Annotated in this window: 12 protein-coding genes; 8 read left to right on the top strand and 4 right to left on the bottom strand. The window is 76.2% G+C overall.

What is annotated here, in order from left to right:
- The first annotated feature begins 412 nt into the window (after nucleotides 1-412).
- From MF408_RS17345 to MF408_RS17370, 6 genes are all read left to right on the top strand, one after another.
- Complete coding sequence (locus tag MF408_RS17345) at nucleotides 413-1,084, top strand: lysophospholipid acyltransferase family protein (protein ID WP_240248734.1); 672 nt, start codon at nucleotides 413-415, stop codon at nucleotides 1,082-1,084.
- 121 nt (nucleotides 1,085-1,205) lie between these two features.
- The gene (locus tag MF408_RS17350; RefSeq protein ID WP_240248735.1) at nucleotides 1,206-2,000 is read left to right on the top strand and encodes a hypothetical protein; all 795 of its coding nucleotides are present in this window, start codon (nucleotides 1,206-1,208) and stop codon (nucleotides 1,998-2,000) included.
- Nucleotides 2,001-2,012: 12 nt separating this feature from the next.
- Entirely contained in the window at nucleotides 2,013-5,456 is a 3,444-nt protein-coding gene (locus MF408_RS17355; protein ID WP_240248736.1) for an ATP-dependent helicase, read from the top strand.
- Nucleotides 5,414-5,719: a UvrD-helicase domain-containing protein gene (locus MF408_RS17360; RefSeq protein ID WP_240248737.1), complete on the top strand. Its 306-nt coding sequence runs from the start codon at nucleotides 5,414-5,416 to the stop codon at nucleotides 5,717-5,719. The genes MF408_RS17355 and MF408_RS17360 overlap by 43 nt, the downstream gene beginning before the upstream one ends.
- Entirely contained in the window at nucleotides 5,623-7,812 is a 2,190-nt protein-coding gene (locus MF408_RS17365) for an ATP-dependent helicase (protein ID WP_240248738.1), read from the top strand. The genes MF408_RS17360 and MF408_RS17365 overlap by 97 nt, the downstream gene beginning before the upstream one ends.
- Entirely contained in the window at nucleotides 7,805-8,494 is a 690-nt protein-coding gene (locus MF408_RS17370) for a PD-(D/E)XK nuclease family protein (protein ID WP_240248739.1), read from the top strand. Before MF408_RS17365 ends, MF408_RS17370 begins: the two co-directional genes overlap by 8 nt.
- 24 nt (nucleotides 8,495-8,518) lie before the next feature.
- On the opposite strand, the gene MF408_RS17375 is transcribed toward MF408_RS17370, so the two are convergent.
- The gene (locus MF408_RS17375) at nucleotides 8,519-8,698 is read right to left on the bottom strand and encodes a hypothetical protein (RefSeq protein ID WP_240248740.1); all 180 of its coding nucleotides are present in this window, start codon (nucleotides 8,696-8,698) and stop codon (nucleotides 8,519-8,521) included.
- A gap of 374 nt (nucleotides 8,699-9,072) precedes the next feature.
- On the opposite strand from MF408_RS17375, the gene MF408_RS17380 reads away from it, so the two are divergent.
- Nucleotides 9,073-9,324 (top strand): hypothetical protein, encoded by a 252-nt coding sequence (locus MF408_RS17380; RefSeq protein WP_240248741.1) that lies wholly within the window; start codon nucleotides 9,073-9,075, stop codon nucleotides 9,322-9,324.
- Between the two features lie 824 nt (nucleotides 9,325-10,148).
- On the opposite strand, the gene MF408_RS17385 is transcribed toward MF408_RS17380, so the two are convergent.
- The 3 genes from MF408_RS17385 to MF408_RS17395 form a co-directional block, all read right to left on the bottom strand.
- Nucleotides 10,149-10,721, bottom strand: coding sequence for an OsmC family protein (locus tag MF408_RS17385; RefSeq protein WP_240248742.1), 573 nt, complete (start codon nucleotides 10,719-10,721; stop codon nucleotides 10,149-10,151).
- On the bottom strand, nucleotides 10,718-11,995 hold the full coding sequence (locus tag MF408_RS17390) for an NAD(P)/FAD-dependent oxidoreductase (RefSeq protein WP_240248743.1): 1,278 nt from the start codon (nucleotides 11,993-11,995) through the stop codon (nucleotides 10,718-10,720). The genes MF408_RS17385 and MF408_RS17390 overlap by 4 nt, the downstream gene beginning before the upstream one ends.
- Before the next feature lie 124 nt (nucleotides 11,996-12,119).
- The gene (locus tag MF408_RS17395) at nucleotides 12,120-13,202 is read right to left on the bottom strand and encodes a hypothetical protein (protein ID WP_240248744.1); all 1,083 of its coding nucleotides are present in this window, start codon (nucleotides 13,200-13,202) and stop codon (nucleotides 12,120-12,122) included.
- Nucleotides 13,203-13,775: 573 nt separating this feature from the next.
- Here MF408_RS17395 and nudC point away from each other — a divergent pair.
- The gene (nudC, locus tag MF408_RS17400) at nucleotides 13,776-14,348 is read left to right on the top strand and encodes an NAD(+) diphosphatase (RefSeq protein ID WP_240248745.1); all 573 of its coding nucleotides are present in this window, start codon (nucleotides 13,776-13,778) and stop codon (nucleotides 14,346-14,348) included.
- Nucleotides 14,349-14,351 lie beyond the last annotated feature (3 nt).

Consider the following 14,351-nt stretch of genomic DNA (forward strand, 5'->3'; position numbering starts at 1 on the left):
CGGCGCCCGCCCCCGGGCTCACGCCTCCCCGTCGCTGCCCTGTCGGTCGCAACCCTCGCCGACCCGCCGCCCGCGCTGCGCACCCGACCAGGCTGGCCTCCCACGGCGCTGTGATCGGCCGCGGCGTTCGACCCCCGCCCACTCCTTCCCGTCGCTGCCCTGTCGGTCGCAACCCCCGCCGACCCGTCGCCCGCGCTGCGCACCCGACCAGGCCGGCCTCCCACGGCGCTGTGATCGGCCGCGGCGCCCGACCCCCGCCCACTCCTTCCCGTCGCTGCCCTGTCGGTCGCAACCCCCGCCGACCCGCCGCCCGCGCTGCGCACCCGACCAGCCGCCCCGCTTCCCAGCGCCCAGCGACCCACCCCCTGGACGCCATTCGGCGGACCCGTCGGTAACCCCTAGCGTCGTCGCCGTGCTCTACCACGTGCTCCACTCCGTGGTGCCGCCGTTGGCGAAGGCGGTCTGGCGGCCGGTCATCCGCGGGCTGCACCACGTGCCGGCGAGCGGGCCGGTGATTCTGGCGAGCAACCACCTGAGCTTCGCCGACTCGGTGGTGATCCCGATCGTGGTGCCGCGGAAGGTGGTGTTCCTCGCCAAGTCCGACTACTTCACCGGCACCGGGGTGCGGGGTGCGGTGTCGCGCGCGTGGTTCGGGGGGCTCGGGATGCTGCCGGTCGACCGTGACGACTCGGCCGCGGCGATGGCGTCGCTCGACACCGCGCTGGGTGTGCTCGGCAGGGGAGAGGCGTTCGGCATCTACCCCGAGGGCACCCGGTCGCGCGACGGCCGCCTCTACCGGGGCCGCACCGGGGTCGCGCACCTGGCGCTGACGTCCGGGGCGCCGGTCGTCCCGGTCGGCCTGGTGGGGACCGAGCGGCTCCAGCCGATCGGCTCCCGGATGCCGCGGCTGGCGAAGGTGCGGGTGTCGTTCGGGCCGCCGATCACCGTCGCCGACGAGTACGACGGCGTCCCGCCGGGGCGGGCACGGCGCGACCTCACCGACCGGATCATGACGGCGATCCAGGAGCTCAGCGGCCAGGAGCCGGCCGAGGTCTACAACGACCGGCCCGTCCTCGACGACTGACCAGCACGAGGAGCCGCAGCGCCCTCCAGCCTTTCGCGGAAGCCGCCCCGCCACCGTCTTGTGAAGGCGCCGCCCGCGGCGCACGATGGAGGGAGCAACCCACGCGTGCGAGGTGAGTCCGATGGGCAGCACCGCGAACCTGGCCGACACCGTGCGGCACACGCACGACGAGCTGGCCGAGCGGCTCGACGTCCTGACGGAGGGCTGGGGGTCGCCCGGCGGTTCGGACGCGGTCGGGAGCCCGCCCCGCGGCTACGCACCCATCGACGAGCTCGTCACGGCCGCCAGCCGGCACGTCCACGCCGTCACCGAGGTGCTGCTGCCGCCCGTCCGCCGCGGCCGCGGCTCCGACCGGCAGGTCGCCCGTGCCTACTGCGACGCCGCGCACCGGCTGGAGATCGTGCTCGCGCACGTCAAGGCGCACGAGTACGGCTCGACGTACGAGAAGCGGTTCCCGTGGTCCACGGTGTGGGCGGAGGTCGCGGAGGCGCTCGGCGATTGCCGCCGGACCGAGGAGGAGGTCGTCGCCCGGCTCACCGACGTGCTCGACGACGAGGCGCTCGACGGCCTCGCCGCGCGGCTGCGGGAGGTCGAGCCGGCCGAGCCGACCCGGCCGCACCCCCTACCTGCCGCACGCCGGCGTGCTCGGCTCGCTCGCGCGCCGCGTCGTACGCCGCACCGACCGCGCGTGGGACCACGCCGAGGGCCGCCCGCTCCCGGCGACGCCCCGCGTGTCGCGCAAGCGGCCCGGGCTGCTCGGCCAGTACCTCCTCTGCGACCCGCGCCTCGAGCCCGCCGACCGGTCGGCCGAGGAGCGCCGCCCCGGCTGACCCGCCCGGGCCGACCCGCCCGGCGACCCGCCCCGGGGGCGACCCTGCGCCACCCGTCGCCGTTGCGTCGGGGGGCGGATGGTTGAGTGGGCCGCGCCATGACGCCCACGACCGCCACCACCGCGACGACCTACCGGCTCGCCGCGCCGGCGCCGGCCACGCCGCCGCCGGCGCTCGACGAGCACCAGCGCCGCGTCGTCGACCACCCGGGCGGGCCGCTGCTGGTCCTCGCCGGGCCGGGCACCGGCAAGACGACGACCCTGGTCGAGGCGATCGTCGACCGGGTCGAGCGGCGGGGCGCGGCGCCCGACTCGGTGCTGGCGCTCACGTTCTCCCGCAAGGCCGCCGAGCAGCTCCGGGACCGGGTGACGGCGCGGCTGGGGCGCACGACCGGCACCCAGCTCAGCTCGACGTTCCACTCCTTCGCCTACTCGCTGGTGCGCCGGTTCGCGCCCGCGGAGCTCTACGAGGGCCCGCTGCGGCTGCTGTCGGCCCCCGAGCAGGACGTCGTGCTGCGCGAGCTGCTCACCGACCACCCCGAGTCGGTGCGCTGGCCCGAGCGGCTGCACCGCGCCCTCGGCACCCGCGGCTTCGCGCGGGAGGTGCACGCCGTGCTGGCCCGCGCCCGCGAGAAGGGGCTCGACGGCCACGCGCTGCACGCGCTCGGCGTCGCCGAGGGCATCGACGAGATGGTCGCCGCGGGCCTGTTCCTCGAGCAGTACCTCGACTCCCTCGACAGCCAGGGTGCGACCGACTACGCCGACCTGATCCGGCGGGCGCAGATCGAGGCGGAGGTCAACCGCGACGAGCTGCTCGGCCGCTACCAGCACGTGTTCGTCGACGAGTACCAGGACACCGATCCGGGGCAGGTCGCGCTCCTGCGGGCGATCACCCGCGGGGCGCAGGAGCTGGTCGTGGTCGGCGACCCGCACCAGTCGATCTACGGCTTCCGCGGCGCGGACGTGCGGGGGATCCTCGAGTTCCCCACCCGGTTCCCGCGCCCCGACGGCACGCCCGCCGACGTGGTGGCGCTGCGCACCACGCGGCGCTTCGGCCCGCGCATCCTCGTCGCCGCCCAGCGGGTCGCCCGTCGCATCGGCCTGCCCGGCACGATCGACGAGGCTGCTCGCGAGGCGTTCCTCGCGCCCGTCGCCGAGCGCGGCGCCCACGGCGACGGCTCGGTGCGGGTGACGACGTTCGACACCGAGCGGGCCGAGGCCGACCACCTCGCCGACCTGCTCCGCCGGGCCCACCTCGAGGACGGCGTCGCGTGGGACGAGATGGCGGTGCTCGTCCGGTCGGGCCGCAACCACATCCCGCCGCTGCGCCGGGCGCTCGGTGCGGCGGGCGTGCCGGTCGAGGTGGCCAGCGACGAGGTGCCGCTGGTGCGCGACCCGGCCGTGCTGCCGCTGCTCGACGCGCTGCGCGCCGTGGTCCACCTCGACGTCACCGACCACGACCACGTCGGCTACGTCGACCCGGGCCGGGCGGAGGCGTTGCTGACGGGGCCGCTGGGCGGCCTCGACGCCGGCGACGTACGCCGCCTGGCGCGGCAGCTGCGGGCGCGCGAGAAGGACGCCGCGCAGGCGAGCGGCGCCACGCCGCGCACGTCCCGCGAGCTGGTACGGCTGGCCGTCGTCGACGCCGGTCATCTCGACGGGCTCGAGGGCGCCGAGGTCGACCGGGCCCGCGGGCTCGCGGCGCTGCTGGCCCGGGCCCGCGCCGAGCTCGAGGCAGGCGCCGACGCCGAGGAGCTGCTGTGGACCCTCTGGGCGGGCACGTCGTGGCCGCAGCGGCTGCGGCGCGCGGTCGACACCGGCGGGGCCGCCGCCCGGCGCGCCCACCGCGACCTCGACTCGGTCTGCGCCCTCTTCGACGTGGCGGTGCGGGCTGGTGAGCGCCGCGAGCACCTCGGGGTGGCGGCGTTCCTCGAGAGCCTGGTCCAGCAGGAGATCCCCGCCGACACCCTCGCCGACCGCGGCGCCCGCGGGGCGGCGGTCCGCCTCCTCACCGCCCACCGCAGCAAGGGGCTGGAGTGGCGGCTGGTCGTCGTGGCGCACGTCCAGGACGGCGCCTGGCCCGACCTGCGCCGCCGCACGACGCTGCTGCAGGCCGACCGGATCGGGCCCCCGACCGCGACCGGCGAGGCGACGCTGGTCCCGCCCGTGACCGCCCGCGAGCTGCTCGCCGAGGAGCGCCGGCTCTTCTACGTCGCCTGCACCCGCGCCCGCGAGCGGCTGGTGGTGACCGCCGTCCGGTCACCCGACGACGAGGGCGAGCAGCCCTCCCGCTTCCTCGAGGAGCTGGTGCCGACGACCGACCAGATCCAGCACGTCGTCGGCCGTCCGCCGCGGCCGCTGTCGATGGGCGGCCTGGTCGCCGACCTGCGACGCACCGCCGCCGACCCCGCCGCGCCCGCGGCGCTGCGCGAGGCAGCGGCCCGCCGGCTCGCCCGCCTGGCCACGGCCACCGGCGCGGGCGAGCGGCAGCTGGTGCCGGCAGCCGACCCCGCCACGTGGTGGGGCACCCGCGCCGCGAGCCGGTCCGTCCGGCCGATCCGCGAGGCCGACCAGCCGGTGCCGGTGTCGGCGAGCGTGCTCGACGCGATCGCGGTCTGCCCCGACCCGGTGGTTCCTCGAGGACGAGGCCGGTGGCCGGGTGCGCGCGCCCCAGTCGGCCAACCTCGGGCAGATCGTCCACGCCCTCGCCGAGCGGGTCGCCGACGGCAGCGCACCGGCCGACCTCGACCTGCTGATGGCCGAGGTCGACGCGGTGTGGGACCGGCTCGACTTCCGCACGCCCTGGTCCAAGCAGCGCGAGCACGCCCGGGTCCGCGCGGCGCTGGCGCGGTACCTCGCCTGGCACGCCGGCAACCCGCGCCGACTGCTCGCGACCGAGGCGCGGTTCTCCACGGTCGTGGCGATGGACGACGGCAGCCAGGTCCGGATCCACGGCTACGCCGACCGGGTCGAGCTCGACGGCGACGGCCGGGTCGTGGTCGTCGACCTCAAGACCGGCCGCACCGCCCCCGAGCGGTCCCGCCGTGCGGGCCCACGTGCAGTTGGCGCTCTACCAGTACGCCGTCGACGCCGGCGCCCTCGACCGTCCCGACGAGGAGCTCACCGGGTTGGTCGCGGGGGTGCCGAGCTGGTGCAGCTCGGGCTCGAGGACGGTTCCGCCGCGGTCACCGTGCAGCCGCAGGAGCCCCACGCCGGCGACGGCGAGCAGCGTCGCGCGTTGCGGGGAGCGGATCGCCGCGACGGCGCGGCTGCTGCGCGAGGAGCAGTTCCCCGCGATCCCGGGCGACCACTGCCGCGGGTGCGGCTTCCTCGCCCTGTGCCCGGCGCGCAGCGCCGGATCGGTGGTGGTGCAGTGACCGCCGCACCGGCCGTCGTCACGGGCGGCATCAACGGTCCTGCCGACCTGCAGCGGGCGATGCGGGCGAAGTTCCCCGCCGAGCGAGGAGCAGTGGCGGGCGATCACGGCGCCGCTCTCGCCGGTGGTCGTCATCGCGGGTGCGGGCTCCGGCAAGACCACGCTGATGGCCGCCCGCGTCGTCTACCTCGTGCTCACCGGTCAGGTGCGCCCGGAGGAGGTCCTCGGCCTCACCTTCACCACCAAGGCGGCCGCCGAGCTGCGCCAGCGGATCCGCGACGCGCTCACCGCCGCCGGCGCGCTCGACCTCAGGCCGGGCCCGACGACGAGGAGGTGCTCGAGCCGACGGTCGCCACCTACAACGCCTATGCCGCCAACCTCCTCACCGACCACGGCCTGCGCATCGGGCACGAGCCCGACACCCGGGTGATCACCGACGCCGCGCGCTACCAGCTCGGGGCCCGGGCCGTCGACCGCTACGAGGGGCCGGTCGAGAAGCTCTCCGACCACCCGCCGACGGTGATCCAGAACCTGCTCGCGCTCGACGGCGCGATGAGCGAGCACCTGGTCACGCCCGCCCAGGTGCGCGAGCTCGACGCTGCCGAGCGGCGGGCGTTCGAGCGCGCCCACGAGGCCGAGCTCGCCGGCAAGGCGCGCAAGACCTACCTGCAGGCGCCGCAGAAGGCGATCGACGTGATCGACCGGCGTGGCGAGCTGATGGGCCTCGTCGCGTCGTACCGTCGGCTCAAGGCCGACCTGGGGCTGATGGACTTCAGCGACCAGATCGCGCTCGCGGCGCGCCTGGCCGCGGAGCAGCCCGACGTGGGCGCGGTCGAGCGCGAGCGCTTCAAGGTGGTGCTCCTCGACGAGTACCAGGACACCTCGGTCGCCCAGGCGACGATGCTCGCCCGGCTGTTCGGCGGCGGCCACCCGGTGATGGCCGTCGGCGACCCCAACCAGGCGATCTACGGCTGGCGCGGGGCCTCGGTCTCCAACATCGTCAACTTCCCCGAGGTGTTCCCCGCCCGCGACGGGGCGGTGCCCGTGCTGCCGCTCACCGTCAACCGCCGCTCGGCGACGCGCATCCTCGACGTCGCCAACCAGCTGGCCGCCCCGCTGATGGAGAAGTACGGCGACAAGGTCGCGCGGCTCGAGTACGGCAAGCCGGAGCCGGGATCGGTCGGGGTCAAGGTGTTCGAGACCCACCTCGACGAGCTCGCCTGGCTGGCCGAGGAGGTGACGGCGACGCACGACCGGGGCGTGCCGTGGTCGCGGATCGCGGTGCTGAGCCGCGACAACCAGCACGGCGAGGCGGTGTTCGACGCGCTGACGGGTGCCGGTGTCCCGGTCGAGATCGTGGGGCTGTCCGGGCTGGTGCGGCTGCCGGAGGTCGCGGCGGTCGTCGCGACCCTCAAGCTGGTCCACGACGTCACCGACAACGCGTCGCTGCTCACCCTGCTCGCGGGCCCGCGCTGGGCGATCGGCCCGCGCGACCTCAAGCTGCTGGCGGAGCGGGCGTTCGAGCTCGCCGGCCGACGGGGCCGCGACGTCTCCGCCGCGACCCTGCACGACCAGCTCGTCGGGATCGCCGACGGCATCGACCCCGCCGAGATCCCGTGCCTCGACGACGCCCTGGCCGACCCGGGCGACGCCGACTACTCAGCCGAGGCGCGCGAGCGCTTCGCGCTGCTGCGTGACGAGCTGCGGCTGCTGCGCAGCGCGACCGGCGAGCCGCTGCTCGACCTGGTCCGCCGGATCATCGACGTCACCGGCGTGGAGGTGGAGCTCGCGGCGTCGGTGAGCCCGGCCGCGGCCGCCCGGCGCGACAACCTCGACCTGTTCGTCAAGGCGGTCGCCGACTTCCAGGCGGTCGACGGCGACGTCACGCTCCCGGCCCTGGTCGCGTGGCTCACGGCCGAGGACGAGGCCGGCAACGGGCTGGAGGTCGCGACGCCGTCGGAGGCCGACTCGGTCAAGCTGCTGACCGTGCACCGCTCGAAGGGCCTGGAGTGGCACACGGTGTTCTGCGTCGGCGTCGCGGAGGGCCGGTTCCCCCAGCACGCAGGGCCGGACGCTGTGGACCTCCTCCCCGTGCGTGCTGCCGGCACCGCTGCGCGGCGACGCCGCCGACCTGCCGGCGCTGCAGGGCCACGACCGAGCGGCGCTCGACGCCTACCGCAAGGCCAACCGCGACCACGAGGCCGAGGAGGAGCTGCGGCTGGGCTACGTCGCCTTCACCCGGCCCGAGCACACGTTGTGGGTGACGTCGTTCCTGTGGGGGACCCGCAAGACCCCCTACGGACCGTCGACGTTCCAGGAGCAGCTGCGCGACCTCTGCGACGCCTGGGGCGAACCGGTGGAGTGGCGCGACAAGCCCGAGAAGGACGCTCCCAACCCGGTCGCCGAGATCGACGGCTCGCGCCCCTGGCCGGCGGAGGGCCCAGTGGAGGGACAGGGCGCCGAGGCGGCCCGCCGGGCCGAGGCCGCGGCCCTGGTGCGCGCGGCCGACCCGACCGTGCCTGACCCCGAGCTCGACCTCGTCGACGCGGCGCGCGTGGCCGCCTGGGACGACGAGATCGAGCGGCTGCTGGCCGAGGCCCGCCGCGAGCGCGCGACCGAGGTGGTGGTCCCGCTGCCGAGCACGCTGTCGGCCACGGCGCTCGCCCGGCTCCGCGACGACCCCCAGGGCTTCGCGGCCGACCTGGTGCGCCCGATGCCGCGACCGCCCGCCCCGGCGGCCCGGTTCGGCACCCGCTTCCACGCCTGGGTCGAGGCGCGGTTCGGCCAGCAGGGGCTGTTCGACCCCGACGAGCTGGCCGGCCGGGCCGACGCCGGCATCGAGGACGAGGCCGACCTCGCGGAGCTGATCGCGACGTTCGAGGCCGGCCCGTTCGGCAGCCGGGTGCCCGCGGCGGTCGAGGCGCCGTTCGCGGTGGTGCTCGGCGGGCAGGTGGTGCGGGGACGGATCGACGCGGTCTACGCCGAGCCCGACGGCTCCGTCCTCGTCGTCGACTGGAAGACCAGCGCCCGGCAGACGGCCGACACCCTCCAGCTCGCGCTCTACCGACTGGCGTGGGCCGAGCTCCACGGGCTGCCGGTCGACCGGGTGCGGGCGGGGTTCTACTACGTCCGCACGGGCGACCTGGTCGTCCACGACGACCTGCCCGACCGGCCGGAGCTCGAGCGGCTGCTGCCACGTCCGTGAACGACCGGGGCGCGCGGAGCGGGGTCAGGTGGCCGCGACGACGCGCTCGGCGGCGCCGCCCGGCGCCGTCTCGAACGCGATGCCGGCGTCGGCGAGGAGGGCGACCGCCGTGCCCGAGAGCAGCACGTGTCCCGGCTCGGCGCGGGCCGCGAGCTCCGCGGCCGCCGTGACGGTCGGGCCGCCGACCGGCCCGGTGAGCGGCACGTCGGCGACCGAGAGGCCGAGGGCGCACCCGGGGTGGCGTCGCAGGGCCGCGGTGCCGGCGGCGACCGCGGTCGCCGGCCCGTCGAAGAAGCACCACCCGGCCGCCCTCCGCCACCGGCCGCTCCCGCCCGCCGGCGGCCACGAGGACCGCCGTGACGCTCGTGGCGACCGGGCCTGCGACCGCGGTCACCGCCGCCAGCGACCGGTGCGGCGTGGGCTCCGGGACCGCGGCGACGAACGGCTCGACGACGTCGAGGATCTGGTCGGGGTCGCCGGCGACGAAGTGGTCGGCACCGTCGAGCAGCACGAGTCGGGCGCCGGGGATCCGGTCGGCCAGGTAGCGCGCCTCGGCGACCGAGAACAGCGGGTCCTCCGTGCGGTGCACCACCAGCGTCGGCACCGACACCGACGCCAGCACCCCACGCACGTCGACCGCGGCGTTCATGTCCATCAGGGCGCGGACGGTCGTCGGCGTCGCCGCCGCCGACATCCGGCGGTTCCACCAGCGGGCCATCGCGTCGTCGCCCGAGCGCACCCGCAGCCGCAGGTCGGCCGCCCAGTCCCAGCGGCGCACCAGCTCGGAGGTGTACGCCGCGCGCTCCTCGTCGCTCTGTCCCCACGGGTAGTCGGGGGCCCGGGTCCGCTTGGCATAGCTGCCGTAGAGCACCAGTGCCGACACCCGCTCGGGGTGCGTGGCGGCCATCAGCAGCGCCATCGGCCCGCCCTCGGAGTAGCCGACGAGCACCGCCCGCTCGGACCCGACGGCGTCCATCACCGCGAGCACGTCGTGCACCCGCGTCTCCAGCGCCGGGACCCCGGCCGGCCGGTCCGACATCCCCGTGCCGCGCTTGTCGAAGCGGAGCAGCCGGCCCATCGTGCCCAACCGGTCGAGGAAGCGGGCGTGGCGCGGGTCGTCCCAGTCGAGGTCGAGGTGGGAGACGAAGCCGGGGATCAGCACGATGTCGCGGGGGCCGCCGCCGGTGACCTGGTAGGCGATGTGGAGACCGTCGCTCGTCGTGTACCGCACCGGTGCGCCGCGACCGGTGCCCGGCTGCGCCGGGGAGGGTGCGGCGCCGACGTCGCCGGCCTCGTGGACGTCGCCGGTGAACCGGTAGCCGCGCCCGTGGAGCGTCCGCACGAGGCGTTGGCTGCGCCCGTCGTCGCCGAGCGCGCGGCGTACCTGCTTGATCCGGCTGGTCACGGCGGCCTCGGTGACGAACCGGCCGCCCCAGACGGCGTCCATCAGCTCCTCCTTCGTGACCACCCGGTCGCGGTGGCGCACGAGGTGGACCAGGACGTCGAAGGCCTGCGGCTCGAGCGGGACCACCTCGCCGTCGCGCCGCAGCTCGAGGCGGGGCTCGTCGAGCTCGACCGAGCCCTCGAGCAGCAGGACCACCCGGCCATGGTGGCACCGCCGGCGAGGTCCTGCCATCCCGTTCCTGCGGCGGGCTCAGGCGGTCGCCACCGCGATCGTCACCGGGATGCCGCGGGTCACGACGTCGTAGACGGCCGACCGCTGCCGCGACTGCTCGACCAGGCCCGCCAGCTGCTCGGCCGTGCCGTCGCCGGCGACGTGGAAGGTGACCCGGACGCCCTCGAACCCGTTGCGCACGGACTCGTCGAGCCCGAGGATGCCCCGCAGGTCGATGTCCCCCTCGACCCGCGCGGTGACCTCGTCGAGACGGATCCCGCGGGCGGCGGCGATGTTGGCGAGCCCGCTGGTGAGGCACGCGGCAAGCGCCTGGAGCAGGTGCTCGGCCGGCGTCGGGGCGTGGTCCTGCCCGACCAGCACCGTCGGGTGGTCGGCGTCGACCTCGAAGGGGGCGGACCGGGTGTGCTCCGCTCCGGCCCCGTGGAAGTCGTCGATGGTCGTGCGGTTGTGGGTGCCGGACAGCCACCGGGTGCGGGCGCGGAACTGGAACCGGGCCAGCCCGGGGTCGTCGCGCACCACGCCGATCGTCGCGAAGAGACCGTCGGTGTCGACGCCGTTGAGGGCGCGGGAGGCGGGGGCTTCGGTGGTCATCGTGCTGCTCCTGTCATCAGTGGTGGGACCACCCCGTTCGGGGTGGGTTGCGAGGCCAGCCGTAGTGCCTCGCGGTCGACGGCCTCGCCCAGCTCGATGGCGAGCTCGGTGAAGCGGTCGGGTTCGGGGAAGCGGGTCATCTGCTCGGTCAGCCGGAGCGTCTCCGCGAGCGCGGCGTCGCGCTCGCGCTCGTACGCCGCGAGCGCGGCGGCCTCGGCGTCCGTGCCGGTGAGGACGCGGTCGAGGGCGTCGGCCAGCAGCTCGGCGTCGCGGAACGCGTCGGTCATGCCCTGGCCGGTGACCGGGTCGCGGTAGTAGCCGGCGTCGCCGACCAGTGACCAGCCGGGGCCGTGGGCGCGGCGGACCCGGTTGGGCGGGGAGTCCCAGCCACGGACCGGTCCGTGCAGCCGGCCGGCCCGGACCCGGGCGCCGAGGTCGGGCGCCAGCTCGTCGAGCGCCCGGACGAAGGCGGCGGGCCGCGTCCGCCCCGCGTGCCGGAGCGCGCCGGTGAGCGACGTCGGGCGGCACAGCCAGACGCACGCGAGGCCGTCGTGGGTCGGGAAGGCGCCGGCGTAGGCGCGGGGGCCGACGTGGAACTCCAGGGCCGGCCAGGGCACGCCGCCGACGTACGCGTAGTAGGTCGAGGCGTGGTGGTCGAAGGCGCGCACCGTCGGCGCCTGCACCGCGGCCGCGGTGAGCGAGCGGACGCCGTCGGCGCCGACGACGTACCGTGCCCGCAGCTCCTCGACGCGGCCGTCGCGGGTGCGTGCCGTGACGCCGCCGACCCGTCCGCGTCCGTCGCGGAGCAGGCCGGTCACGGCGACGCCGGTGCGCACCTGCGCTCCGGCGTCCGCGGCGGCCCGGACGAGCAGCAGGTCGAGGCGGGCACGGCGGGGGGCGAGGAGCAGGTCGACACCGGCGCGGTCCTTCACCGGCCGGACGACCGTGGAGCCGCCGGCGGCGAACCGCACCTGCCGGACCGCCGGCGCCCCGTCGGCGAGGACGCCGGCGAGCAGGCCCCACCGCGCGAGCTGCACGACACCGCCGCGGGCGAGGTTGTGGGTGGACAGCGTGTCGCTGGGGAGCGGGGCGCGCTCCAGCACGACCACGTCGTGGCCGCGGGCCGCCAGCAGTCGCGCCACGGCCGAGCCGGCGCACCGGCCGCCCACGACGACGACGTCGTGGGCGGCGGGTGCCGGACGGTGCGCGTTGCCCGGTCGTTTGTCCGGTCGTTTGTCCGGTCGGTCGACCGGTCGGCTGGGGTGGGAGGCCATGGACCCAGCGTCCGCGGGCTCCGGCCGCCGTGCTTGGCGGCCACGTGGAGGGATCGTGGAGGGACCATGGTGGATCCGGGGACGGCGGCGACCGTGGAGCCAGCGGATCCGGAAGCGGCGGGTCTCAGCCGGTGACCGCGAGCAGCTCGTTGGGCTTCTCCGGGAGGTCGAGGGACGCGGTGACCTCGAACCGGGCGAGGTCGACGACGTGCACCTCCCGGGTGGCCGGCGCGGTGACGTAGGCGGTCGTGCCGGCGACCTGCAACGTGGGCCGCGGCTGCTGCCAGTCGAGCGGTTCCCGCCACGGCGCCGTGACCGGCAGCGACGCGGCCACCCGGCCGCCCTCGGCGTCGACCCGGTGCAGCCGGCCGTCGGTGCCGAGCACCAGGCCGTCGCCGGAGGGCGTGCGGCCGAGCGAGCGGAAGCTGTAGCTGGCGGGGAGGTCGACCAGCCGCAGCGACGCGTCGCGGGTGTCGATGACCGACACCCGGGTCGGCCGCTCCAGCTCGGCGTCGGGGTCGGTCTTGTAGTCGCCGAGGACGTACGGCGACGTCTCGTGGCCGGCCTGGTTGCCGATCCGCCCGTAGCGGTCGGGCGCCTCGACCTTGGTGATCTCCCTGCCGCGCACCACCAGGACGCCGTCCTCGCAGCCGAACACGGCGACGTCGCCCGCGAACGCCTCCCCGTGCACGCCGGGGCAGTCGTCGGAGGCGGCCAGCTCGTTGCCGGCGGCCGTCGCCACCCGGATGCCGCTGCGGGCCTCCTCGTCGCCCACCGTGTGCACCAGGTTGCCGTGGCCGTCCTGCACCGCGACCCCGTGGTGCGGCTCGTCGAGCCGCCAGGTGTCCAGCGTCGGCTCCGCCTCGTCGAGCTCGGCCAGGTCGGCCAGGTCGGCCAGGTCGGCGGGGTCGAGCGCCGTGACGGTGCCGGTGCCGTCGTCGAACAGCGTGGTGCGGCCGTGGTGGGCCACCACGTGCCCGGGCTCCTCGGCCGGGACGGTGAACGGTGTGAGCCGCGGCTCGGTGGTCCAGGAGTGCCCGTGGTCGCCGTGGTCGTCGGTCCAGCTGCCGAGGTCGAGCGCCGTGAAGCCACCGGCGCGGCTGAGGAACGCGTGCCGGTCGTCGCCGGCCGGGCTGAGCCGGAGGGAAGCCGTCGACCGGCTGGTCGAGGAGCAGCTCGCCGGAGGTCGCGTCGAGCACGAGGACACCGCCGTCGTAGGTCACCGCCACCCGCGGCTGCGGGTGGTCGACCTCGGTGGCGGGCGGGGCAGCGGAGGTCCGCGCAGGGGAGGGCCCGGCCGCGGGTGCGGCGTCCTCGCTGCCGCAGGCGGCGAGCGAGAGCGAGGCGGTGAGCAGCATGGCGGTGGTTGTTCTGAACATGAGAATCATTCTCAACAGAAAGGTGGGGCGCCGTCAACCGGGACGTGCGTGCCCCTACCGTGGACCCGTGGCCTACCCGCACCTCGACCTCGCGCGCGACCCCCACGACCGGCTCGGCCTGCTCCGCACCGACGAGGCGTGGCTGGCCGAGCGGTGGGCGGACCCGACGAGCCGGGTGCTGGTGGTCGCGGGCACGCGGGTGCGGCCGGGGGAGCAGGGCCTCACCTGGCTCCCGACGGCCGAGGCGCCGGACGGCCTGCGGCTGCTCCTCGGCGAGCGCGACGGGACGACGTGGTGGGCGGTGGTCGTCGGACCGGACGTCGCGGCCGCCGACCCCGACGGCTGGGTGCCGCTGCGCGGCGCCCCTGCCGCACCTCGTCGGCTCCGGTCTCGCGCCGCTGGTGCTGCACGCGCTGGGGCTCGCCGAGTGGCACTGGGCGACCCGGCACTGCCCGCGCTGCGGAGGGAGCCTGGAGCCGCGCGCGGCCGGGCACGAGCTCGTCTGCACCGGCTGCGGACGTCCGCAGTTCCCGCGCAGCGACCCCGCGGTGATCATGCTGGTGGCGGCGGGGGAGCCGAGCAGCGCCGAGGAGCGGTGCCTGCTCGGGCGCCACCCGCGCTGGCCGGAGGGCCGGTTCTCCACCCTCGCCGGGTTCTGCGAGCCGGGCGAGACCCTCGAGGACGCGGTCCGCCGCGAGGTGGCCGAGGAGACCGGCGTGGTGGTCGGCGAGGTCACCTACTTCGGCAACCAGCCGTGGCCCATGCCGAGCAGCCTGATGCTCGGCTTCCACGGGCGGGCGCTGACCGAGGAGATCGTGCTGCAGGACGACGACGTCGAGGACGCGCGCTGGTTCACCCGCGACGAGATGCGCGCCCAGGCGGAGGCGGGCACGCTGGTGCTGCCCGGCGGGGTCTCGATCAGCCGGTCACTCGTCGAGCACTGGTACGGCGGCCCGCTGCCGGGCAGCTGGTGAGGA

It is taken from the genome of Nocardioides sp. TF02-7, from assembly GCF_022437945.1.
GTDB lineage: Bacteria > Actinomycetota > Actinomycetes > Propionibacteriales > Nocardioidaceae > Nocardioides.

Bases quoted from the DNA above. Each gene is read 5' to 3' on its own strand.
- MF408_RS17350 (WP_240248735.1), top strand. From the start codon at position 1,206: ATGGGCAGCACCGCGAACCTGGCCGACACCGTGCGGCACACGCACGAC.
- MF408_RS17355 (WP_240248736.1), top strand. From the start codon at position 2,013: ATGACGCCCACGACCGCCACCACCGCGACGACCTACCGGCTCGCCGCG.
- MF408_RS17385 (WP_240248742.1), bottom strand. From the start codon at position 10,721: ATGACCACCGAAGCCCCCGCCTCCCGCGCCCTCAACGGCGTCGACACC.
- MF408_RS17390 (WP_240248743.1), bottom strand. From the start codon at position 11,995: ATGGCCTCCCACCCCAGCCGACCGGTCGACCGACCGGACAAACGACCG.